The sequence below is a fragment of the Paraflavitalea pollutisoli genome, from assembly GCF_029360705.1.
GTDB lineage: Bacteria > Bacteroidota > Bacteroidia > Chitinophagales > Chitinophagaceae > Paraflavitalea > Paraflavitalea pollutisoli.
This window is the reverse complement of the sequence record NZ_JARKMX010000008.1, coordinates 1,782,634-1,804,699: the sequence shown is the minus strand read 5'-3', so window position 1 is coordinate 1,804,699 and position 22,066 is coordinate 1,782,634. Positions and strand designations below refer to the sequence as shown.

The window sequence follows — 22,066 nt, the reverse complement described above, 5'->3', positions numbered from 1 at the left end:
TGCTATTTATGGCAACCCAGGGATAAGTTGGGTTGTTCTATAAAATGGTGGTCCGTGCTTTGCCGGGGTGGGAGTTGTCGTACGGGTCATAACCGTTCCTGTTCTTCCAGCTGGGTTGCTTTGCGGGTCGTCAATTTTCCGCCGATCCTGTATTGCAGACTCAGGCTGATGCGGTGTGCCTCCGGGCGATCATTGTACCAGTAGTCTGTTGTATTCGATAAGGAAGTGCCACGTAGCCGATAGGTACGGAAGATATCGGTAAGGCTGATCTGTGCAGTCAGTTTATCCTGCCCGAAATTTTTGCGTAAACCGGCATCTACATAGTACAGCGGTCTCTTTAAGTAAATCCCCCATAGTTCACTGGAATAATAATAAGCTGCGAGTTCGGCCCGGAAACCTGCCGGCAGCCGGAGTTGTTGCTGTAGCTGTACGTTGGCCGACCAGCGTGCGAGGGTTGTTTCGCCGGATAACTGTGACAGCGGATAACGGCTATGGTTGATCCCCGCGTTCAACTGCAGGCTCCAGGGCCCTGCACTGAACGGGGCGGACACCAGGAGATCGAATCGCTGTAGGTTACGAAAGTTGGCCGTCTGACTTTTCACCGCGTTCGCACTGCTGTCCATCGTCAGCCTTTTCGTCAAATAGTTTTCCCGCAGGGCATAGCTGGCGGTGAGGATGTATTTGCGGTGAACCGTCCAGGCGGCCGACAATAGCCAGGCCATTTCCGGTACCAGTGAAGGGTTGCCCGCATAATAGAAATATTGATCCGTGTACCAGCGGACGGGATTGAGGTCTGCATAAGCTGGCCGGTTGATGCGGCGGCTCAATGACAGACTGAGTTTGTGGTCGTGTAATTCCTGGTCAATGGACAAGCTGGGGAAGAGGCTGGTGTACTGCCAGCGATTGAAATTGCCGTCTTTCAACGTTTGGCCTTTGGCGTCGGTGTGTTCGATGCGCAAGCCGGCGACGAAGCTGGTGCGCTGTATCTTTTTGAAGGCTGATACGTAGGCGGCTGCAACCCGTTCCTCATACAGGAAGTGGTTAGACATGCTGCTGGCTTCCTCATATCGATCATTGATCAGCGAATCGAAGCGGTAGTGGTTGTCGTTGGTTACCCCGGCATATTTTAGTCCGGCTTTCCATAAGATGGTCGGGGTAGGCCATTCAAGGTCTGCTTTCGCTGACCGAATGGTGATGTACCCGGGCTGGTGAGTCCGAAGTGCATTTTTCTCCAGTAGTGCACCGTCGATACCACTGGTGAGCGTGCTGGTCATGAGCGCGTCCGAGAGATTGCGGTAACTGATATAATGCGCCTCCGTCGTGAGCTTTTTGCCGGTGGTATCGAGCCACCAGGTCCAGGCCAGGTTGGCGGCGTCGTAGTGATAGGGTTCGACGATGTTGGTGGTGGTGCGTACAGTGGAATGTACCTGCTGATCCGGTCCATAGCGATAAACCAGGGCGTCTTTCGGCGCGGTGAAGTCGTCGAAGTAACCGTGGTAATGCGCACTGAGTTGGTGGTGCTTATTGAGTTGGTAATCGATGCCGGCGCGCCCTGTATAAAACTTGATCAGGTACCGGCTGGTGTTCTGGCGATGTAGTCGCAGGGAGGTGCCGTTTTCGGGTATCGTATTGCCGCTGGTGCTGTTCACCTGCCGGTTGGGGGTATTGTAGTCGAAAGAACCATAGAGACTCCATGTACCCGTATTCACCGATGCACTGATGTTTTCGTTGTGCATCCAGGTGCTGCCGCGGGTGACCGTGGTACGCAGGTCGACGGCGTAGCCACGGGTGGTGCGTTTACGGGTGACGATGTTGATGATGCCTGCATTGCCGGCTGCGTCGTAGTTGGCGGTGGGGGTAGTGAGGAGTTCGATGCGTACAATATTGTCGCCACTCATGCCTTTGAGCAGATCGGCGAGTTGCTTGCCGGTGAGGTAATTCATTTTCCCATCTATCAGTACCTGTACGCCTTCACTGCCGCGAAGGCTGATGTTGTCATCCTGCGTGACGCCCACGCCGGGCATTCTTTTCAATAGCTCGAAGGCCGAGGCGCCTGCGGTCAGCGCGCTGTTGGCCAGGTTCATGGTGATACGGCCATTTTCTACCTGCAGGTTGTTTTTGATGGCCGTAACCGTCACGGAGCGCATCGAATCCGTACGCGGAAATACCAGGGTATCCTTCAGGAATGCCGATGGCTGCTTACCGGCCGTATCGGGGAGCGCTGGCTGCGCCCACCCGAAAGCCGGTACTGCTGTTGCCAGCAGGAAGGAAAGGATTGGTTCATGGAACAGGTTCATATAGCTTTTTTTCGATTGAACAAGACATAGCCTGCTGCCATTGTTACCGCGATCAGTATATACAGTCCATAGGTGATGCCGGTGTTGCCGATGGCCCTGGCCTCGTTGAATACCGGGAAGCTTTGGAACTCCGCGGTGCCGAGCCGTTGGTCGGCCAACTGGAAGGGGTAGAGGAAGCCTTTCCATTGCTGCTGAAAGGCGGCTACCTGCCGACGGTAGTGCTGGTAATCGTCGAACCCGGAACCTGCCAGCTGGTTGTACTGTTGCTGAGTGTGGAGTACAGGATTGATGGCAGCCATTTGCGCGAAGTACTGGTTGCGTTGTGTCAATTCCCGCTCCTGGGTGATAGCGGCCCGCTGCACCCTTTTCTCCAATAAATAATAATAGCCGGCTACAAAACGGGTGCTGATACCCACAGTGTCTTTGGCTGGATTACTGCTGCCAGCGTATTGCGGATGTGCAGCATTGAAACTGTCGACCAGCACGCGGGGCGGCATGGACCAGATCTGCTCCGACTCGTGCCGTTGGAGAGACGCCAGTTCACTGCGGAGCGGTACCGGATAACGGGCTGCCACATAGATATTGCTGACGGCCGGCGCTACGATGGTAGTGACCAGCCAGGTAGCGGTGAGCAGCAGGGCGGCCAGCGTGCTGCCCGTGCGGAGCGATACAATGAGCCAGACGATGGCCGCCCAAAGCAGGATATATCCCTGGGTGACCGACAGCCAGGCCACCACTTCTGCCGTGGTAAGCTGGCCAGGTGACGCGATAAAGCCCGCAACGTTGATCCCGGCGACGAGTACGCTGATAAGGGTGATGCGGAAGAGTAGTTTGACCGCTATGATGCGACGCAGGCTGCGGCCCTGGATGCTCAGCAAGGCGGCGGTGCCCCGTTCCTGCTCTTCGGCGTATAGCGGATAACCATACGCAATGATCAGCAAGGGCAACAGGTAGAGCCAGACAAAGGCCAGATCGAAGTTGCCGGCGAACAGCCGCACCGGGTTGCTCACGGGGATATTGGGCGGCTCGGTGTAGTTGGTGGTCGTTTGTACGGCGTAATAAAAGGGCTGCACGTCGCTGATGCCGCCCGACAGTGTTTGCAGGGAGCGCGGTTGCCAGAGGGCGTTTTGTGGCAGTCGGAAATTGACAACGGCGGCAATGCCGGCGGAGCCTGCTTTGGCTTTGCCCGCCGGGGTGGTATCGTTGATGAGTTGCCACTGTGCCTGGAAGTCGCGCTGGTAGGCGTTACGGATACTGTCGAGCTGTTGCCCGCGCACCTGCATGGCTACGCGGCCGGTGTGGATGGCCCCCGCTGCGATGGCGGTGAAGGCAATCAGACTGATCAACAGCAGGCGGCTGCGGACTAGCCGGAACCATTCCAATCGAAATAGGGCGGCGAATAGGTTCATATCAGTAAGCCAGTTTTTGAGCGGTGAAGGGAATCAGTAAGCAGGCGATGCCGAGCCAGGCTATCAAGGCCAGCCAGGCACGACCATGGGTAGCAATGGCGTTGCTGGTGGACGGTAGCCGATACCGGAAGTCCTGGGTGTTGCGGAAGAAGGCAGGACCGACTTTGTAGTCGTACGAGCCATAGTTGCCGCCGTTCTTGGCCAGGTCGAGGTTGAGCGTGCGGATAAAAGCATCGCGGTACACGCGTGCCTGTTGGTGAAAACCCAGGTGGTGGAAATAGTCGGTGGCCGTAAGGCCCATGGACAATTGCTGCAGGGCGATGAAGGGGTTGGCCCAGGCGGCGTTCTCCAGCAAGTGTTGCTGGCAGCGTATAAGGCTGTCGGTGGTAGCCGCAACCTGTTGGTATACCAGAGCGCTGTAGTCTTCTCCGTACTGCATGGAGAGCCCATCGAAGTTGACGGGCAGCTGCTGGATCGAATCTACTTTGTATTGCTGCAAAACCTGTTGTTCGAATCGTTTGCGGCGATCCATCACCGCTCCATCATTGCCGAGCCCTTTGCTATAGCCTTCCTGTAGCTGCAGGTTGAACGCGTGGCGGGAGGGCAGGGGCGCTGCCTGATCGGCCCAGTTGGCAGCGATGCGCGGCAGCAACACGGCGCACCATACCCAGGCTCCCAGATTGATGAACAGTGATCCTGAAGAACTTTTGCTCCAGGCGGATATAATCACCGTCAGGATCGTGATGAGCAGAAAATAACCCAGGTAGGCTACCACGAATGTCCCGGCGCGGGTGAATAAGTCTGGTTGCTGAAAGATCCAGGCGCCTGCTGCCAGGAGCAGCAGGGCGGGAGAGAGGATCAACACGATCATGGCATAGTTGCCGGCGATCTTGCCCGCCAGGAGGGCGGCATGACTGCCGCCCTGGATGCGGAGTAAGCGCAGGGTGTTTTGTTCGCGTTCACGGGTAATGGATCCATAAGCGAGGAGGACGATGAGCAGCGGCACGAGCAACTGGCAAACGAGGGCGATGGATAATTCGCCAAACCGTAACTGGCTGTCGGTATCCTGTATGTTGCTGTGGTTGACCTCGTGTTGCTTGTGTGCTTCCACCCGGTAAGAGATACCGGTGTAGTTGTTGAGGCCGTTGTCGTATACCGTGAGGAAGGTGAGCGGTTTGAACAACCAGGTGCCGAAATGGGCCGCGGAATGCGGATTCGCTTCCTGGTGTTCCCATTCCTGGCGTAGTTGGTCACTGGCCATGCGTTGTTGCTGCTGTGCCTGCTGGTAGCGTGCATAGCCACCGATTGCCGCTACGAGGAGGAGCAACCAGGTAATGGCGGCGAGGGTCAGGAATAATTTATCCCGCCAGGCCTGTCGTATTTCTTTTTTGGCGATGATATGCCACATGGTGGTTTATTTAAGTGCGTAACTGAGGGTAACGAGCCAGTTGCGGGGCATGCCGGGCGTATAAGAATTGCTGACACCGCTGAGGGCGTAGCGTTTGTCGGCCAGGTTGTTGCCGTTGACCTGTAAGCTGTATTGTTTGTAGCGATAGCCGATCAGGGCATCGATGGTGGTATAGGCTGGCATTTCCAATACATACACCGTGGCTGGTTTCTTCGCGCTGAAATAACGGCTATCGACATATTGAAAGCCCCCTCCGAGAAACAGTCCTTTGAGTGTGCCTTTGGTGAGGGTGTAGCGAGCCCATCCATTGGCGGAGTTTTGCGGGTTGTTGGCAAACAGCTGTCCGATGTCGGCGGGATTCTTGCTTTCGGTGGTCTTGGTCTTGTTGTAATTGTAGTTGACGATCAGCAGCAGGCTGTTGAACAATACGCCTCTGGCACCCATCTCCACGCCACGGCTTCTCACTGCACCAATAGCTTCCTGCCATTGCGGAAATCCATCGCGGGGGGCGGACTGCAATACATTCTTCCGCGTGCTTTGGTAGATCGACATAAATGGCTGGAACTGTCCCTGGAAGAATTCGCCTTTGGCACCAATCTCGTATTGACGAGAGGTGAGGGGATCGAAGGGACCGCCGTTCTCGCTGAAGTTGCCGTAATGGGGTTCAAAGCCTTCATTGTAATCGAGGTAGACGGATATAGTTTTCGTGGGTTGGTAAACGAGTCCGAGCCGGGGTGAAAAGTTCTCGGTGCGTTCGGGCTTTTCGTCGTACATGATGTTGTCGTCGTGGTCGACGGCTTTGTAGCGGCGGAAGTAGTTGTTGTAACGGAGTCCGGCCAGGAACTTGAGGTTAGCCAGGAGGGTTACCTGGTCCTGTATATACAGACCGATCACGTTATAGTTAAACTTCTCCCATTTGGAATCGGTATAGCGAGCCATGCCCGTGGTATCGTAGGGTTCGTCTTTGACGGGGGTGAAGACGGGGATGCGGGTGGCGGCATATTGGAGAATGCCCCGTGGGTAATTGTTGACCGACAGCGCAGCATCGGCACCGGTGATGAACTGGTGTTGAAGTTTTCCGTTGCGCAGCTGTCCGGTGAGGTACCCGTTGACGGTGGTTTGCGGGGAGTAGATGTTTTGCCAGGAGTAGGAACGCATGACGGTATTGTCGGTGGCGCGCACGAACCCGGCCGCGAAGTACTGAGCTCTTTGGGCACGTGCTTCGTTGTAGGCGGTGAGCAGACTGAGCTTCCAGCGATCGGAGAAGCTGTGCTCGATGATGGACTGCAGTTGCAGGTTGTTGCCTTTGTAGCGGCTATCGGTACCCGGGTTGAAATCGTAGGGTACGAGGAAGATGCTGTCTTTGCTGCGGCTGTTGTAGATGGGTACGCGTGGCTGGTAGTTGTTGCTGGCGTCGTCATTGACGTAATTCGCATTGACCTGCCAGGTGGTGCGGGTGCCGATCTCCCATTTCAGGGCGCCATACAACTGCAGGCTGCGGCGGTCGAAGGCCTGGGTAAAGCTGCCGCCGTTTTGGTAGCCGGCGCCGGCGAGGAAGTAGAGGTTCTTCTTTTTGTTGAGGCTACCGGTGATATCGGCCTGGGCACGGTAGAGGTCGAAGCTACCAGCGGATATGGACCCATTGAGGGTGGTGAATTTCTTCGGTTGTTTGGTGACCATGTTGACGTTGCCACCCATGGCGCCGGGACCATTCATGATAGCGGTAGGACCGTGCAACACTTCCACGCTTTCAATGTTGCCGAGCAGGGGCAGTTGTCCTTCAGGATAGGGGGAGCCTTTGATGCCATTGGTGGTGATGCTGCCGATGCCGGTGGTGTAGCCGCGGGAGCTAAAGCCCCCGTAAAAGTCGGTGGCCGTGATGCCGGCAGCGAAACGGAAGGCATCGTTGAGCTGCAATAGCTGCTGGTCGTTCAGTACGCTGCGGTCGATTACCTGCACCTGTTGCGGAATATCGCGCAGCGGTGTGTTGGTGCGGGTGAGGGAACTGGTGTTGGACGGTAGTTTGGTGGATGACACGACCACTGCTTTCAGGGTCCGTACAGAATCTTTGTTGTCGAGCTTTTGCTGGGCGGTTCCTGCCATAGCGAGGCAGGCGCCCAGTAGGGTGCAATACAATTTCACTGCTTGCTGATTTTTGGTGTTGGGTAAATGGAATGGTTGGCCGGTCCCGGTGGGGAGGGCGTCATGGTTTACAATGCGTGAATGGTTGACCGATGCCGTGACGGCATAGCCATAATTTACCTGCTGCGTGTAGGTGCAGGTGAAAAACAGGTCGGTTTACGCCTGGGGCGGACCTCTTCCTTCGGTGGTGACTAAGCGGTGTGGGTTGATGGCGGTGAGCAGCGCGGTAAAGGTGGGTGCTGCGTGTACCGGGGCGATGCGGAAGGTGATGTCGCCGGTAAAGGTGGTATCCTTGGACAACTGAAATTCGCAGATGGAACAGTGGTGATGGCTGGCCGCCTGGGCGATGACCTGCTCCTGGTGGCAGTTGCTGGCGTGGCCGGCCGGGGCGTGGGTATGCAGGCTTTTGGTGACGTGCACGATCATCATGACTGCGAGCAGCAGTAACGCGATCAGTTGCCTGGTTTGTATATACCGCCTACGATACATGGTGGCAAAGATAGGGGAATTGGGAACTAATGCAATAGTGTTGCAAATTATATTATTAAGATCCCTGGTGCCTGCGGCCAATATTGGTCGTTAACCAGGGCAGGGAGAAACAATTCCCTTTTATTATCTTCATCAGCCCGAATGGCTACGGTGACGCTGAGGTGCTTTACGGGGCCCGGTAAGATGGGCTGATTGATACTATAACCCCCGATTGATGAAATACTTGTTGATCTTTTGTTTGGTGCTTGTTGCCATTCCTGGTTCAGGCCAGGTAAAACGGGCGTCTGTCACTGAACTGGTGAAAAAGATTGCCGCCTTTAATGAGTTACATGGAGATGCCGTAGGCGTGGCTGGTATTTCCTCCGGTCAGTACCAGTGTTTTGAAAAACTGCGCAGCATCGCCAGTCTGCAAGAGCTTGTATCGCTGCTTGATCACTCCAATGGGGTGGTGAAAGGCTATGCGAGCTGGGCCCTGGCTGACCGGAAGTATGCTGGCATGGCCCCTATTTTCAGCCGTTTTCTTCAATCGGGCGAAAAGGTTCGCGGCATGCATGGATGCATTGTGGCTGATTTCGAGCTGGCTACAGAGCTTTACAACAGAGTCGGCTACCATCAATTTCGCCGGAGGATAAAATTGTCGGATAGTTTGTATTTCCATCAACAGCTTGCTGTATTCGACAGTACTGTTTTGTATAGTGATCGGGATGATCTGTTGCTGTCGAGGGCGTTGGAGAACCAGGCCGGGGACCCCAGGTACTATACGCGTGTGCGTTATTGGGCGCTGGAGCGGAAGGTTCCTGAAGCTATTTGGGCGCTTGGCGTATACCGCAACAAAGAAGATATTGACGCGATCAAAGGATTGGGTAAGGAAGCCTTTGCGGCCATCGTGCGGTTTCCGGATCCTGCTTTCTGGGACTTTCTGCTGTTGTACCGTGGTAAAGAGCTGACCACGGACTATTTCAGCGCCATCGCTGCCTTTCAATCGAAGGCAGCTGCAGCCGAGCTTGCCCAAGCATTGCCCACATTGTCTATCGAGGAAGCCGGATTCCTGGGAGAGGCTATTACCCTTCATGACTGTCCTTTCTACCAGGATATTCACCTGTCTATATGGCGTAAGCACGCATTGATCGATCATGTGGCCACCAACCAATTGATCAAAGCTATTCCTGACAGGGCCGCCCGGGCCTTTGCGGAGGTGCTTTCCAGCGGGCGGGAATTGCATTTCATGGAGTACGACTCAGACTACGGGACAAGTGAGGAGATACTACCCAGGATGCTCGGTCATATTTACCGGCATTTACCGGATACTACCCCGGCGGTTTGCAGGCAGCTCATCCTTGGTGAAGAGGAGGATGCTCTTATTCCTGCATTGGAGATTGCCCGTACTTTCAAGTTGCCTGGTATCACCAGTGCCGCCCTGGAGAAAATGGAAGAGGGTACTTATCCTTATCAGCTTTTTCATTTAGCGGAGACCGTATTGTTGCTCGGCAACAAGGCGGAACGGCAGCAAGCAATGGGCATAATACAGCGGGAACAACCCCAGTGGGATACCGGCAACTGGTCGGGGGCCTATAGAAAACTATTTAAAAAATACAAGATCAAGTTGGTGTAACGATGAAAGAATACAAACTGTCTAAAGGCTGGACCATTTTTATGTATGTTGCCGCAACGGTGATGATCGCTTTATTTGGCTGGTTATTGGTGATACCCTTTCAGGACAGTGGTGCCCAGGCTAAACTGGGCTGGTTCTTGGTGCCGCTATCGCTGGTGATGATCGCAGTGATGGTGGGTGGTATGTGGGACGCCTACAAGCGAAGGTTTATTATCCAGGCAGACCGGTTGACGTCCGTCGGCATCTTCTCCACGCGGGAGTTAAGGTTGGAGGAGATCAAGGGGTACCGTGTAAAAGATAAATACATTGCCGTGGAGCCGTCCGTGCCTGGTAAAAAGCAACTAAGGGTAAGCGAATACCTTGGCGGCTACCACGAGATCCAGTCGTGGCTGTCGGAACGGTATGCGGACCTCGATGCGGTGGCGGTGCAGGAACAAGAGCAGGTGATGCTGGAGGATGAACGATTGGGGGTGACGAAGGAAGAGCGGGCAGCGAAACTGTTGAAGGCTCGTAAGGTCTGTACAACATTAAACCTGGTATCGGCGGCGGTCGCTTTGTGGGTGATGTTTTTCCCTGCGCCTTACTCCTTGAGTGTTGTGCTCGCAATCGCCTTGCCGGTCGTTGGCCTGGCGGTATTGAGGCTATACCGCGGTTTTATCTGGATCGACGACAGGAAGAGCAGCGGTTATCCTTCCCTGGGACTCACTTTCATATTGCCTGCTGTTGCGCTGGTTTTGCGTGCTCTATTGGACTACGATATTTTTGATCATAGCCATTTGTGGAAGCCGGCTGGTATCGTGGCGGCGGTTTTTCTGGTGTTGTTATTGTTTAAGCAGGGAGCGTTCTTTTTCAAGCGGGCATCCGATTACTGGTCGGCCGTGGTGGTAGGCTTGTTCCTGTTGGGTTACAGCTATGGCGTTGTGGTACATATCAACTGTTATTATGATCCCGCCAGTCCGCAGCATTTTACTGCGGAAGTGTTGGCCAAGCGCAAGAGTTCCAGCAAGAGAAGCACGTCGTATTACCTCCATTTATCTGCCTGGGGACCGCAGAATACCGATGAAGAATCATCCGTAGGCCGGGATCTGTATCAGCGGGTAGAAGAAGGCGATACCGTGCACATTTATTTCAGGCCTGGTAAGCTGGCGATTCCCTGGTTTGTCGTGTCTGACAGATAGGGGGCGGTGAGCGACTCCTTGTTGTGGAGCAGATCGGCCGGTGTGCCTTCAAATAGTACTTTCCCTCCTTTGTGGCCACCTTCGGGGCCCATGTCGATGATCCAGTCGGCATTTTTGATGATGCTGGTATTGTGTTCGATGATGATCATGGTATTGCCTGCATCAACAAGCCGGTTGATGATGGTGAGCAGGTGATCGATGTCGGACATGTGCAGTCCTGTCGTAGGCTCATCCAGCACGTATACACTTCCTTTTTTATGCAATTCACTGGCGAGTTTGATGCGCTGGCATTCTCCGCCGGAGAGGGTGCTGAGTGGCTGTCCTAGGGTGAGGTAATTGAGTCCTACATCAGCCATGGCCTGCAGTTTTTTCTGTATTTCCTTTTGTGGCAGGGTGTCGAGTGCCTGTTGTACGGAGAGGTCGAGCACGTCGGCGATCGACAGGCCGTTGAGTTTATAGGCTAGTACTTCCTCTTTGAATCTCTTTCCCTGGCATATTTCGCAGGGGATCTTGATGGCGTCGAGGAAGGCTAGGTCGGTGTAGGTGACGCCAGCACCCTGGCAGTTTTCGCAGGCTCCTTTGGAGTTGAAGCTGAAAAGGGAAGCGCTGACGTTGTTGGCGGTGGCAAAGGCTTTGCGCAGGTCGTCCATAATGCCGGTGTAGGTGGCGGGGTTAGAGCGGGTGGAGGTGCCTACGGCCGATTGGTCGATGACGATGGCGTCGGGGTGCTGCTTAAGGAACACATGGTGTATGAGGGAGCTTTTGCCGGAGCCTGCCACGCCGGTAACCACGGTGAGCACGCCGGTGGGAATGCCGACACTGACGTTGCGCAGGTTGTTGGCTTTGGCGTTTTTTACGGGCAATGCGCCGGTGGCTTTGCGGAAGGAGGCCTTGACGGTTCCTTGCTGTTGCATGTGCCGGCCGGTGAGGGTGCCGGATTGCAGCAGTCCGGCGAAGCTGCCTTCAAACATGATCTGTCCGCCGCGGGCGCCGGCATGCGGTCCTACGTCGACGATATGGTCCGCTTCTTTGATCACGTCGGGATCGTGTTCTACAACGATGACGGTGTTGCCTTTGTCGCGCAGTTTTTTGAGAAGTTCATTGAGCCGGTGTACATCGCGCGGGTGAAGGCCTACGCTGGGCTCGTCGAAGATGTACATAACATCGACGAGGCTGCTGCTGAGGTGCTTGACCATTTTGATGCGTTGGGATTCTCCGCCGGAGAGGGTGCTGGTTTCGCGGTCGAGACTGAGGTAGTCGAGCCCGATGTCGACGAGGTGCTGTAATCGCTCTTTGAGTGTTTTGAGCATGGGGCCGGCAACGGGATCATCGACGGTATCGAGGAAAGCGATGAGGTCGGCTACTTCCATCGAGCTGCAGTCGGCGATGTTTTTGCCGTTGATCCTGCAGGCGAGGGCGGCCTGACTGAGACGGGCGCCGTGACAGAGCGGGCAGGGGGTGAGTCCGATATAGGGCGCTACTTTTTTCTGCGTACGTTCAGACAGGGTTTTGAGGTCGCGTTTGATATAGGCTTTGGTAAACTTTTCGATGATGCCCTGGTAGGTTACGTTGATGATACCGCCTCCGAAGGCCATTTTGATCTTTTCTGGTTGCGCGTGGAGTAGTTTGTCCATTTCTTCCTGGGTGTAGTCGCGCAATTTTTTGTCGTTGTCGAAGAAGCCGGAGCTTTTGTACATTTCCGCTTCCCAGGCTACGAAGCCGGGCACCTGGATGGCGCCTTCGTTGAGGGATTTGTCGAGGTCGAAGAAGGTATCGGCCATCAGTCCCATTTTTTTGCCGAGGCCACTGCATTCGGGGCACATGCCCTGGGGATCGTTGAAGGAAAAGGCATTGGAATAGCCGACGAAAGGTTGTCCGGCCCGGGAGTACAACAACCGCAGTACCGGCGCGATATCGGTGATGGTGCCCATGGTAGAGGTGGAGCCGCCGCCGAGGCGTTTCTGGTCGACGACGATGGGCATGCTGAGGTTTTCGATGACGTCGGCATGCGGCGGGGCGTAACGCGGCAGGAAATTGCGGACGAACATGCTGAAGTTTTCGTAGAGCTGCCGTTGTGCTTCGGTAGCGATGGTATCGAATACGATGGAGGATTTGCCGGACCCTGATACACCGGTGAAGATGGTGATGGCGCGTTTGGGAATGCGGAGGCTGACGTCTTTCAGGTTGTTTTCACGGGCTCCGCGGATCTCGATAAATTCCTGTTTCATGGCAAGGATTTAATGAGGGGGCAAGGTCGGGAAAATTATGATTTGCGGCAGGGGGTGATTGCGACTTGTGTAAGTGGAAGTATTGCGTATATTGGTGCGGTGGAGGGGGATTGTGAAAGGAGCGATCAACTATTAAATAATGTATGGGTATAACTGCGATTCCATTTGCTGTGCGTGTCGATGCTGTCAGGAGCATATTCGGATCAAAAGATCGGGAACTATTAGAAAAGATTAAGAATACGAATCTGTATGGGCATTATGCCGAAATGGATGATTTGCCGAAAGAATACCAGTTCGATTTTGACCAGGCGCTGGAAGATATCGTGTTCGGGTATATTCCTCCTGCGGAACGGAAGTCTGCCAAAGACCGCTTTTGGGGACTGGTGAAGGGCAAGCCGGTTACCGGACTGAACGAAAAGATCGCCCATGGTTATGGCTATGTGTTGCTGGTGGTTTGTGATCTGTTGGGCGAACACCTGCTTCCGCATTGCGATGGTTTTTATGGGGGGAGTACTTTTAAGGCGGCTGCTGCTATCTTGCGGCAAGAAGGCTTGTCGTTCGATCTGCAGGGTATCTTTGAAGGGGAGGAGGTATTTGATCTGCCGAGAATTACAGATTTTCCTGCGATCAAGTTGTATTCCCGACAGGCCATCGATGAGGTGAATGCGGTGATGGAGAAAATTGATCTGGATGATTTGGCGGCTATTGAAGCGTATGATGACCCTGACGAATTGCGGGACATGTTGGGCGATATCAGGGACAGTTTTCAAGCGTGTGCGGAGCGCGGTGTGGAGATGGTGGTGTTTACGCATTGAAGCGAGTGGAATAATAATAATTTAAGGATGATTGTTTAATTCAGTATGATAACCATTAGAAGACATATTCTGTTTGATGCAGCTGGTGATGACCTGTTGGAAAGGTCCGTGCAGTATTTTGAGCAGTCGGGTTTTAAGGTGGTTGATAGGCAGGAACAAGGGTTGACGATTAAGCGTGGGTCGGCGGCGTTGAATATGTGTACTTTCAATCCGTTGAAGGTGAAGTCTGCTATCCGCGTCACGATCAAGGAAGGGATGGTCACTGCTACCTTCGAGGTCGATACCGTCTACCAATTGATGTCGGTAGAAGATGAAAAGCTCTGGGATCTGTTTGTCGACAATTTCAAGCTTTACCTAACGAGCGATATTGATTTTGTGAGCGTGAATGAGCGCGCCTTACGGGCGACTAAGAAAGGCAATCTAAAATACCTTGGCTGGGCCCTGCTAGGAGCTGTGGTGGTGGGTGTGCCTGCCGGGGTGATCGCTTATCTGACGGACATCGACTCCATAGCGTCGACGGGTGTTGCGCTTGGGGCGTTTGGTCTGGTGATGAAAAAGATGAACGATGAGCGGAAGCGGAATGCCAATTCCGACGAGCGTGGTAGCAGCACGATTAGGAGGAGCCTTTGAGTTTTAATTTATTATTTGACTGTATATGGGATTGTTGAGTCGACTATTTAGCAAGATAGAAGCACCGGTTGTTACTTACGATGATTTTTGGAAATGGTTTCAATCGAATGCCGCTGCTTTTCACAAGGTAGTAAAACAGCGTGGCGATCTGGAGAAGGAGTTTTTCGATAAGCTGGGACCGAAGTTGAACGCGTTGAAAGACGGATATTGGTACCTGACAGGCATGTATGATGATCACTGTGCGGAGCTGGTGCTGACGGCTGACGGTGCCTTGGAGAATATTGTCTTTGTAGAAGAGCTGGTGGCTGCTGCCCCTGCCATACCGCATTGGCGGATTACTGCTTTAAAGCCGGCCCTTTCCATCGAAGATGTCAACATCAATATGGATGGGTATGAATTTAAGGAAAGCAATCTTTCTTTTTATGCCACGCATCACGAGGACTATCCGGATGAGGTCGATATCGTATTTGTGTATGATGGATTCAATGAAACTGATCGTGATACCATTGTAAACGGGGTTTTTATCTTCCTTGACAATTACCTGGGCGAACTATACGCTGCCACCGCCATCGATAAGGTGACGGTGCGGGGGCGGGAACAGCAGGAGCAGGAACTGATCCCGATGGGTAAACTGAAAGACTACCTGATCTGGCGGGAAAAGGAATTTGTGGAGAAGTACAGTGACGTATGGCATGATAACGGAGATGGGCAATATGCTTTGATGGAGGGGACACTAAAAAGCGGGAACCCGATTATCGGGGTCATTGACCAGGATCTGCTGGAATGGGATGGTAAGGCCTCGCATCCCTGGATGGTAGTGCTCGAATTGAAGTACGGTGGAAAGGCCTCTCAGGGCATGCCGGACCGTAATACCAGCGACCTGCTGAATGCGATTGAAGATGAACTGACACCGGTGTTGCCGGCTGCAGCGGGGTATTTACATATTGGCAGAACGACTGCCAATAATGTGAGAACGATCTATTGGGCTTGTAAGGAATTCCGGCAGGTATCGAAAGTGTTATTTGCGACGGTCAAAAAGTATGAGGGTCGGATCGACATCAGTTATGACATCTTTAAGGATAAATACTGGCAGTCGGTGGAGCAGTACCGGCAACGGTAGGATAGCTACACAGTTTTCGGCAAAATCTGCACAGTTACCGGCCTAATCTGCACGACTATGGGTTTGCCTGGGGACCGGAAGAACTGTATATTATATTTGAAACAAGAACATTGATGCCGCTTGCGTGGCAGCGGGCGGTTTTCAGTGATTTTGTTGTGCAAACTGTTGGCCGGTGTACCTGTTGGGTGGCCGGCCACTTTTTTGGGTGGGCGGGATCGCATAGCTGGGGGAGTAATCGGTGATTAATTCTTAAGTTGCATCAAAATGTAGTGATATGGGTATGTTTCTTTCGATGACCAGTGTGGTAGGTAAGGGGCAGGAGGCGGTGGCAGGTAGTTTGGCCAATTATATGCAGTCTGCCGGTGGTGGCCTTGCAAAGGAGGAACTGCCTCTTCGGGACGAGCATTGTTTTGTGATTTTGGAAGAGAATGGGAATACCTCCATCTTCCACTCCTTTGACTTTATGGAATGGGACGAGGCGTCGACCTTTATTTCGAAAGACCTGGCGACGCCCGTATTCTCGTTTCATATTCATGATGGTGATCTGTGGATGTATAATTTGTTCGTGAATGGGGTAGAGGTGGATCGCTTCAATCCCCTTCCTGACTATTGGGAGGAAAATTTGGATACGGAAGAAATAGCCAGTTGGGCCGGTGATGCGACGGTGGTTGCCCAATACGTGCCGGGTTTATCGCCGGTAGCGATTAGCAATTACCTGGTGCGGTGGGACCTGGAATCGGATGGCGTGGAGAAAGCCTACGAGGGCGATGTGTATGGCCAGGAGGATTGGCAATTGCTCGACTTTATGCGAAAGTTGAGGCTGCCTTATCCGTTGGATGAGCAACTGAAGCCGTTGGGCGATACTTATAAAGGGTGGACGAAAGAACTTCGTATAAAGATCCAGCCTCCGCGTAAGGCGGCTACCGAGGTGGCGAGCGCTCCACGAGTTATAGTGCATGCTGTAGCTAAGAAGCCCTGGTGGAAGTTTTGGTAGGGGCTTGTGAAAAATGGGGGCTGTTGCGTCTTATCTAAAAGCCCCTATGCGTGTTATCCTATCCCTATCGATAATATTCTTTCTCGCTTGTTGCAAACAGCGGCCTGCCCGAGTTACTAATCTTTCATTGGACGGAATCGTTATTTCGGATACAGCCGTGGTGCCAGACTCCTTCTTGACATGGCGGGAGCATAGCGGCTATCCCATTTACTACCTGGGGCCAATTTTAGATACTATCCGTATCGGTCGGCAATATATTAAAGGCAACACTCCCTGGGCGAATGATTACTGGCAAGTTCGCAGTCGTAGGTATTCTGATAATACCTTGCAGATAGTGGTTGATACTTCGTCAGAAACCGACTCGCCCGAGGAATATTTGCAGGAAAATTACCAGGTGCTGGAAGATTCGACAAACCACTATAAGTCATTTTTATTTTACGTTCGTAATATTTCAGATTCTGCTATTCACCTGGGAGGAATGTTTTCGTTGCAGTTTATGCATCGGGAGGTCAAAGACAGACAGGGAAATTGGATAAAAATTGAAAGAAAGTTGAGTGAATACAGCTTCTGTACGACTGGCGCACCCATTGTATTGTTGTGTCCACAAGATATCGTCATTTCTAAGCTGAGACGGTATAGTGGCTCTTTTGTGACCGATTTTAGGCTGGTTTTGGGTGATGGGGATCAGGCCGTTTATTCGAACGTATTCAGGGATTCGATCGATCCTGCTGTATTCGAAGAGGAAATCATCGGCGATTTGCAGTAGTACAATTGGTTGATTGTTGCATTTGAAGTATTTTGTAATTGACCTACTATTTATGGAAGAACTTCAGAAAAATGTCAAGTATCATACCCTCCGGACGCTGGAATGTATCTCATCCGTCGATGCATTGCTGATGTATAAAAAAGATGTTCCCTTTGTACATGTTGGGCAAGAGTTGTTGGCGCAATGTGAAACGATTGAACGTTGCCTGACATGGGATTGGTTTATGGATTTTTGGACGGATGCGCAGATGTTGGCATTGGAAGAATTTGTGGACGTATATAGTACTACTTCGGATATGTACAATCAATACATGCCGGATGTACCCGAGCTACTGGAGGACAAGCGCTGGCTCCATTTTATGCGTAAAACGAAAGAGTTATTGCTGACGATTGGAGAGTCGACGAAAAGGCCATGAAAAAAATCGAGACGTTTTGAACAGGTGCGTGTGAAAACAGTGGTTAAATCTATATAATAGTATTATGGCATATTATGTAAGAGTTTTGGGTACTCGAGATCCTGACGTTCAAGTTGACGAACTACTGAATGCCCTGGCTGGGGAGGGATTGAAGGCTCAGTTTGAGCTTCTTCAAACCGAGACACCCTCCAGTTGGACAGTACTAAATATTCTAAACGAGCAACGCATTCCTTTGGCACAGCTGGAACGAAGTGCAGTCGTTGATGGCGAAATTGGTCAAAAGGAGCTGGACGAATTCCGGGAGTTTATTAACGATTATAGACCAGTTTCTGCTGTTTCCTGGTTGCAGACCTTTTTTGATACCGTAAAAGTTATTTACGCATTTAGGATACTGAACGCAGCTTTTGATGACGACAACTTTGAAATCATCAATTGTCTTAAGCAGAAATTGTGGAATGTTACGAACGGGATTATACAAGCGGATGGTGAGGGCTTTACGAACGAATTTGGCTATCATATTCTTTGGCAATTCGACGACGATGTGACGGGGGAATGGAGTTGCGCGGTCAGGAATGCAGAAGGAGGTTGGACAAGTTTTGTCATGGAACTGGGGAATACAAGACAAAGGAAGGAGTTTATGGATGGTAAGGTTCCGTATCTTGCAAGACTTGTTTAACTACCTGCCAGACGATGATTTAGGTAGATCATTGTACACCGAGCTGTCTGTTAGATCAAAACCTTTTGTTATGGCCTTACCGTTAATGAATACCGTAGATGTGATCGAATTGATGGAGAACTATGTGGAGGCGATCCGGCCATCGGAGGACATCCGTGACATGCTGGACATCTCTTATGAGATCGAAGATCAAAGTGTGGTATTGTTTGAAATAAGACCCTCCTGGAGCACGCCCGGTGAAAAGATCCACATGCGTTATGCTAAAGCAACGTTTGTCAAAAAGACGAATACCTGGAAGGTATTGTGGATGAGGGCCAGTGGTCAATGGAATATCTACAAACCGATGCCTGAAGTGCCTTTACTGGAAGATTTTCTGGACCTGGTAGAGGAAGACAAATACCGGTGTTTTAAGGGGTAAGTACGTCGACAATGGTATACACCTGAGGTAAGCCTCTTCAGTAACCATCGAACAATACAATACAAAATAAGAAGAAGCTATGAGCCGCATTGCAGGCGGCCAATCGATTACGCACGACGAGGTAAAGAAACTGTCTCAAACCCATTCGGCATTCCACGGGTAGCTGCAGCCGCTACAATCTCCGTGATCCGCTTCTTTCTTGTTTCCGGACGCTGGGCCAGTACGATCCACTGCAATAGCCGCTTCTTGCGGCTGCGGGCGAGGTTGGTGAAATATTCGTTGGCGGCCTTTTTTCCACGCAGGGCCTTTGCCAGGTCTTCGGGAACGATCAATGCTTCGACTTCATCGAGTATATTCCAATAGCCATTGGCCTTGGCCACAGCGATACTATCCAGCCCGGGTTGTGCCAGGCGACCCGCCTTCTTAAACTGCCTGATCTTTTCTTTATTGATCTTACTCCAAACGCTTTTCGGCTTGCGGCGGCTGAACGACTGCAGGAAGTAATGCTCATTCAGCGACTGCGCCGTTCCATCTATCCACCCATAACAAAGGGCTTCGTTAACCGCTTCTGCCTGACTCAAGGTGGGCTGATCCGCATTCTTTTTCGACACCGCCACCCATACGGTGGCAGTTTGCTGGTGATGTTGCGATAGCCAGGTGCGCCAATCGGCGGGGCTGGCTGGACGTAGTATTTTCAATGCTTTGGTCATGTGATGCTTTTGAAAGGGTTAATAGATGGAAGGGATACAGGTCATCGCGCAGTACCTACGATCTCGAGGTAATGTGGGTTGTACATAATGCCGAGCACATTGCCGAAGGGATCGATCACGGAGGCCGTCACGAAATTGCTGTTGGCGCGTTGGGTGATGGGCTCGTATTGAGTGGCCCCCAGGGAGAGCAAACGGGCATATACGGCCTCGATGTCATCGACATGCCAGTAAGTGACAGCGCCGCCTGGCTGCCCCTGAGGCTGTGGGGCGTATTTGGCATCGATGAGGCCGAGCTCATGCTGGTAGTCGCCGATCCGGAACTCGATGTAGGCGGGATCGCCTTCCTTAGGAAAAGCAAAATAAGCATCCATGCCGAGGAAGTTGGCATACCACTGGCGGGCAGCGGACAGATCGTTTGCGAAGAAGGTGATGGTTGCCAGTCCGCGCAATGTGTTGGGTGTTGCCATGATGTTTTGTTTTATCGTTTGTTTGATACAACAAAATTCGGCCGGCGTGGTGACAGCCCTGTGTCAGGGGTGTCAAAAAGGTTTCCAATTATTTCCAGGTTTTCCGGAAATACTCTTCCAGCGACAGTTTGTGGGGTGTAAATTTATCGGGTTGTACCTGTACCTGCACGATCCGGTCCAGCCGGAAGTTGCGAAAATCGTTGCGCAGGCGGCAAAAGGCTACCATTAACCAGTTTTCCTGGGTACTGAGGATGGCAAAAGGCTCTACAAGGCGAATTTCTTCGCTGTCACTGTCGGGCTTGCGGTAGGTGAGTCGAACCACGTTAAATGCCGTCAGGGCCTGTTGTAAGGTCGCTAAATGATTGCTGGTGTGGGCGGCGGCACTGCTGGCGCTGATGGCGGTGCGGGAAGAGAGCAGTTCGACGTTTTCGCGGGCGGTGCTGCGCAGTACGGCTTTTATCTTGTCGATGGCGTCGACATAGGCCTTGACAAAAGAGGCGTCTTTGTTTTTCAGCACGAATTGCTCGGCGGTGATGAGGGCATTGGCTTCTGTTTCGGTAAAACTGACGGGCGGAATGCGGTAGCCCTCCATGAGGTAATAGCCCTTGCCTTCTTCCGTGAGTACGGGCACGCCTGACTGCTCGAGCGACCGAATGTCCCGGTAAATGGTGCGGATGCTGACGCCGAACTTCTCGGCCAACGCGGTGGCAGTCACCATGCGTTTGGCCTGTAATTGGTTGAGGATGGCCGTGAGGCGGGAGAGCCGGGATGTTTCGTTGTCGTTCATGGCAGATCTTCGGGTGTTTGATCGGGATGGTAAGATAAATCATCTGGCGATTGTTTGGTATCTTGGCGGCGAATCTTACTTATTGTTATGTTGAAATGGATTGAATCAGGCGGTGGCCCATTGGTGTTGATGGATGAAAACAGTGTGAAGGGGTGGAGTGGCGTATTGGATAGCCGGGCTTATGCCGACAACAAATTGGAGGATGCGGCCGATTTTATGGATGCCGAACAAGCCGATTATGGCAAGGCATGCCTGGTGGAGGATATGCTGGGCCTGGTGGATGTGGACGATAATCAGGCGCTGGTACTGAATGATGATGCCTTGCCCACTACGGTGTTGCCACCCATCGACAGCGTGACGGTCATTGCCCGGGCTGTATCTGGGGAAAGCTTTGCGAAAGTGGAAGCCTACCTGAAGCAATTGCCCCTTGCGTCGATCACAGATTGGCAGGAATTTGGCATCTTCCGGGTGGTGGACGAGTACCTGGTGCTGTTTGATGCGGCGGCCTATGCGATCATCCTGCGCGAGCCGGATTACTTGGCGATCAACATGCCGGTGGGATCGTATTTTGTGTCGACAGCGATGTATGAGCCCGATGAGCAGACGCAGGTGTTGTTGCATAAACTGGAAAAGGTAGGTTGAGTCAACTGAAAGAATCATGAGAATTGCGATTACAGGAGCCCATGGGGTAGGGAAGACCAGTTTGGCAGAACGACTGCAGGCATCCCTTACCGGTTACGACTATGTGCAGGAACCTTTTTATGACCTGGAAGAAAGAGGATATGTGTTTGCGGAGGAACCTACGGTCGATGATTTTCTTGTTCAACTGGAACGTTCTTTTAAACTGTTGGCCAAGCCGGAACCAAACGTGATCTATGATCGATGTCCGCTTGACTTGCTGGCGTATATCCAGGCTTTGCAGGGTGATGATATCGTTCGTCAATATTACAGCCGCATGGAAGCTGCTATGGCGGGCATCGATTTGCTGGTGGTAGTGCCTATCGAATCGCCCGACAGGATCAAGTTGCCAAAGGAAGAATTACCCCAACTGCGCGAGGATGTCAATGACATACTGATGGAATGGTTGCCTGACCTGGTTATTGATGTTATGGAAGTAAAAGGCAGTTTGGCGGAGCGGGAGCAGCAGGTGGTCGGTAAGATCAGTACACTCGCTATTTAGATAGTTATAATCTTTAATGCGAATTGTGTCCGCACTGCGGACACAATTCGGGTAATGATAAATTACATAGTATTAATCGCTGATATTCAATACTTCTGTTTCCCCCTTCGACAAAATTGATAAGGAATAATAACCAGGATACCTGAGAGGTCTGATCAGTCCCGGGTTGCCTGGTCGAATAAATGCCGCATGTCCATAATATCCACCGACGCCAGGATTTTGCACGTACCAGGAATGATGGGTAAAAGCGCTTAGAGTGTATGCGGAGGGTACCCGGACTGTACGCGATATGGCCTGGGAATGCTCTCCACATTGCACTGACTAG

General features: G+C 52.3%; 21 protein-coding genes. 12 read left to right on the top strand and 9 right to left on the bottom strand.

Going from position 1 to position 22,066, the window contains the following annotated elements:
- Positions 1–86 precede the first annotated feature (86 nt).
- From P2W70_RS20910 to P2W70_RS20890, 5 genes are all read right to left on the bottom strand, one after another.
- Entirely contained in the window at positions 87–2,297 is a 2,211-nt protein-coding gene (locus P2W70_RS20910; RefSeq protein WP_276483469.1) for an outer membrane beta-barrel protein, read from the bottom strand.
- Positions 2,294–3,706 carry a DUF3526 domain-containing protein gene (locus P2W70_RS20905; protein WP_276483468.1) on the bottom strand — a complete coding sequence of 471 codons (1,413 nt, stop codon included), beginning with the start codon at positions 3,704–3,706 and terminating at the stop codon, positions 2,294–2,296. Before P2W70_RS20905 ends, P2W70_RS20910 begins: the two co-directional genes overlap by 4 nt.
- A gap of 1 nt (position 3,707) precedes the next feature.
- Positions 3,708–5,114, bottom strand: a complete 1,407-nt coding sequence (locus tag P2W70_RS20900) for a DUF3526 domain-containing protein (protein WP_276483467.1) — start codon at positions 5,112–5,114, stop codon at positions 3,708–3,710.
- Between the two features lie 6 nt (positions 5,115–5,120).
- A complete protein-coding gene (locus P2W70_RS20895) occupies positions 5,121–7,256 on the bottom strand; it encodes a TonB-dependent siderophore receptor (protein WP_276483466.1) in 2,136 nt (711 codons plus the stop codon).
- Positions 7,257–7,412: 156 nt separating this feature from the next.
- Positions 7,413–7,745 (bottom strand): hypothetical protein, encoded by a 333-nt coding sequence (locus P2W70_RS20890; RefSeq protein ID WP_276483465.1) that lies wholly within the window; start codon positions 7,743–7,745, stop codon positions 7,413–7,415.
- A 214-nt stretch (positions 7,746–7,959) separates the two neighbouring features.
- Between P2W70_RS20890 and P2W70_RS20885 the strand changes: the two genes are divergently transcribed.
- Both P2W70_RS20885 and P2W70_RS20880 read left to right on the top strand, forming a co-directional pair.
- Positions 7,960–9,357 carry a hypothetical protein gene (locus P2W70_RS20885; RefSeq protein WP_276483464.1) on the top strand — a complete coding sequence of 466 codons (1,398 nt, stop codon included), beginning with the start codon at positions 7,960–7,962 and terminating at the stop codon, positions 9,355–9,357.
- Between the two features lie 2 nt (positions 9,358–9,359).
- Positions 9,360–10,535 (top strand): hypothetical protein, encoded by a 1,176-nt coding sequence (locus P2W70_RS20880; protein ID WP_276483463.1) that lies wholly within the window; start codon positions 9,360–9,362, stop codon positions 10,533–10,535.
- On the opposite strand, the gene P2W70_RS20875 is transcribed toward P2W70_RS20880, so the two are convergent.
- The gene (locus tag P2W70_RS20875; RefSeq protein ID WP_276483462.1) at positions 10,481–12,763 is read right to left on the bottom strand and encodes an excinuclease ABC subunit UvrA; all 2,283 of its coding nucleotides are present in this window, start codon (positions 12,761–12,763) and stop codon (positions 10,481–10,483) included. The two genes, P2W70_RS20880 and P2W70_RS20875, sit on opposite strands and share 55 nt — an antisense overlap.
- Positions 12,764–12,906: 143 nt before the next feature.
- On the opposite strand from P2W70_RS20875, the gene P2W70_RS20870 reads away from it, so the two are divergent.
- The 8 genes from P2W70_RS20870 to P2W70_RS20835 all read left to right on the top strand — a co-directional run bounded on the left by P2W70_RS20870 (position 12,907) and on the right by P2W70_RS20835 (position 18,597).
- Positions 12,907–13,578, top strand: coding sequence for a DUF7691 family protein (locus tag P2W70_RS20870; protein ID WP_276483461.1), 672 nt, complete (start codon positions 12,907–12,909; stop codon positions 13,576–13,578).
- Positions 13,579–13,623: 45 nt separating this feature from the next.
- Positions 13,624–14,208 carry a hypothetical protein gene (locus P2W70_RS20865; protein WP_276483460.1) on the top strand — a complete coding sequence of 195 codons (585 nt, stop codon included), beginning with the start codon at positions 13,624–13,626 and terminating at the stop codon, positions 14,206–14,208.
- A gap of 25 nt (positions 14,209–14,233) precedes the next feature.
- The gene (locus tag P2W70_RS20860; RefSeq protein WP_276483459.1) at positions 14,234–15,328 is read left to right on the top strand and encodes a DUF695 domain-containing protein; all 1,095 of its coding nucleotides are present in this window, start codon (positions 14,234–14,236) and stop codon (positions 15,326–15,328) included.
- A 274-nt stretch (positions 15,329–15,602) separates the two neighbouring features.
- On the top strand, positions 15,603–16,322 hold the full coding sequence (locus P2W70_RS20855; protein WP_276483458.1) for a hypothetical protein: 720 nt from the start codon (positions 15,603–15,605) through the stop codon (positions 16,320–16,322).
- Positions 16,323–16,368: 46 nt separating this feature from the next.
- Positions 16,369–17,088, top strand: coding sequence for a hypothetical protein (locus P2W70_RS20850; protein WP_276483457.1), 720 nt, complete (start codon positions 16,369–16,371; stop codon positions 17,086–17,088).
- A gap of 52 nt (positions 17,089–17,140) precedes the next feature.
- Positions 17,141–17,503, top strand: coding sequence for a hypothetical protein (locus P2W70_RS20845; protein WP_276483456.1), 363 nt, complete (start codon positions 17,141–17,143; stop codon positions 17,501–17,503).
- Positions 17,504–17,567: 64 nt separating this feature from the next.
- A complete protein-coding gene (locus P2W70_RS20840; protein ID WP_276483455.1) occupies positions 17,568–18,179 on the top strand; it encodes a hypothetical protein in 612 nt (203 codons plus the stop codon).
- 70 nt (positions 18,180–18,249) lie between these two features.
- On the top strand, positions 18,250–18,597 hold the full coding sequence (locus P2W70_RS20835; RefSeq protein ID WP_276483454.1) for a DUF3024 domain-containing protein: 348 nt from the start codon (positions 18,250–18,252) through the stop codon (positions 18,595–18,597).
- 107 nt (positions 18,598–18,704) lie between these two features.
- On the opposite strand, the gene P2W70_RS20830 is transcribed toward P2W70_RS20835, so the two are convergent.
- The 3 genes from P2W70_RS20830 to P2W70_RS20820 form a co-directional block, all read right to left on the bottom strand.
- Positions 18,705–19,307, bottom strand: coding sequence for a YdeI/OmpD-associated family protein (locus P2W70_RS20830; protein WP_276483453.1), 603 nt, complete (start codon positions 19,305–19,307; stop codon positions 18,705–18,707).
- A 41-nt stretch (positions 19,308–19,348) separates the two neighbouring features.
- Complete coding sequence (locus P2W70_RS20825) at positions 19,349–19,774, bottom strand: VOC family protein (protein WP_276483452.1); 426 nt, start codon at positions 19,772–19,774, stop codon at positions 19,349–19,351.
- 88 nt (positions 19,775–19,862) lie between these two features.
- Complete coding sequence (locus tag P2W70_RS20820; RefSeq protein ID WP_276483451.1) at positions 19,863–20,561, bottom strand: helix-turn-helix transcriptional regulator; 699 nt, start codon at positions 20,559–20,561, stop codon at positions 19,863–19,865.
- Positions 20,562–20,648: 87 nt separating this feature from the next.
- Between P2W70_RS20820 and P2W70_RS20815 the strand changes: the two genes are divergently transcribed.
- Together P2W70_RS20815 and P2W70_RS20810 are read left to right on the top strand one after the other, a co-directional pair.
- Positions 20,649–21,203, top strand: coding sequence for an Imm21 family immunity protein (locus P2W70_RS20815; protein ID WP_276483450.1), 555 nt, complete (start codon positions 20,649–20,651; stop codon positions 21,201–21,203).
- Positions 21,204–21,219: 16 nt separating this feature from the next.
- On the top strand, positions 21,220–21,741 hold the full coding sequence (locus P2W70_RS20810; protein WP_276483449.1) for an ATP/GTP-binding protein: 522 nt from the start codon (positions 21,220–21,222) through the stop codon (positions 21,739–21,741).
- Positions 21,742–22,066 lie beyond the last annotated feature (325 nt).

Bases quoted from the DNA above. Each gene is read 5' to 3' on its own strand.
- P2W70_RS20880 (WP_276483463.1), top strand. From the start codon at position 9,360: ATGAAAGAATACAAACTGTCTAAAGGCTGGACCATTTTTATGTATGTT.
- P2W70_RS20860 (WP_276483459.1), top strand. From the start codon at position 14,234: ATGGGATTGTTGAGTCGACTATTTAGCAAGATAGAAGCACCGGTTGTT.
- P2W70_RS20855 (WP_276483458.1), top strand. From the start codon at position 15,603: ATGGGTATGTTTCTTTCGATGACCAGTGTGGTAGGTAAGGGGCAGGAG.
- P2W70_RS20845 (WP_276483456.1), top strand. From the start codon at position 17,141: ATGGAAGAACTTCAGAAAAATGTCAAGTATCATACCCTCCGGACGCTG.
- P2W70_RS20870 (WP_276483461.1), top strand. From the start codon at position 12,907: ATGGGTATAACTGCGATTCCATTTGCTGTGCGTGTCGATGCTGTCAGG.
- P2W70_RS20905 (WP_276483468.1), bottom strand. From the start codon at position 3,706: ATGAACCTATTCGCCGCCCTATTTCGATTGGAATGGTTCCGGCTAGTC.
- P2W70_RS20820 (WP_276483451.1), bottom strand. From the start codon at position 20,561: ATGAACGACAACGAAACATCCCGGCTCTCCCGCCTCACGGCCATCCTC.
- P2W70_RS20885 (WP_276483464.1), top strand. From the start codon at position 7,960: ATGAAATACTTGTTGATCTTTTGTTTGGTGCTTGTTGCCATTCCTGGT.
- P2W70_RS20815 (WP_276483450.1), top strand. From the start codon at position 20,649: ATGTTGAAATGGATTGAATCAGGCGGTGGCCCATTGGTGTTGATGGAT.
- P2W70_RS20875 (WP_276483462.1), bottom strand. From the start codon at position 12,763: ATGAAACAGGAATTTATCGAGATCCGCGGAGCCCGTGAAAACAACCTG.
- P2W70_RS20810 (WP_276483449.1), top strand. From the start codon at position 21,220: ATGAGAATTGCGATTACAGGAGCCCATGGGGTAGGGAAGACCAGTTTG.
- P2W70_RS20850 (WP_276483457.1), top strand. From the start codon at position 16,369: ATGCGTGTTATCCTATCCCTATCGATAATATTCTTTCTCGCTTGTTGC.
- P2W70_RS20825 (WP_276483452.1), bottom strand. From the start codon at position 19,774: ATGGCAACACCCAACACATTGCGCGGACTGGCAACCATCACCTTCTTC.
- P2W70_RS20865 (WP_276483460.1), top strand. From the start codon at position 13,624: ATGATAACCATTAGAAGACATATTCTGTTTGATGCAGCTGGTGATGAC.
- P2W70_RS20840 (WP_276483455.1), top strand. From the start codon at position 17,568: ATGGCATATTATGTAAGAGTTTTGGGTACTCGAGATCCTGACGTTCAA.
- P2W70_RS20900 (WP_276483467.1), bottom strand. From the start codon at position 5,114: ATGTGGCATATCATCGCCAAAAAAGAAATACGACAGGCCTGGCGGGAT.
- P2W70_RS20830 (WP_276483453.1), bottom strand. From the start codon at position 19,307: ATGACCAAAGCATTGAAAATACTACGTCCAGCCAGCCCCGCCGATTGG.
- P2W70_RS20910 (WP_276483469.1), bottom strand. From the start codon at position 2,297: ATGAACCTGTTCCATGAACCAATCCTTTCCTTCCTGCTGGCAACAGCA.
- P2W70_RS20835 (WP_276483454.1), top strand. From the start codon at position 18,250: ATGGCCTTACCGTTAATGAATACCGTAGATGTGATCGAATTGATGGAG.
- P2W70_RS20890 (WP_276483465.1), bottom strand. From the start codon at position 7,745: ATGTATCGTAGGCGGTATATACAAACCAGGCAACTGATCGCGTTACTG.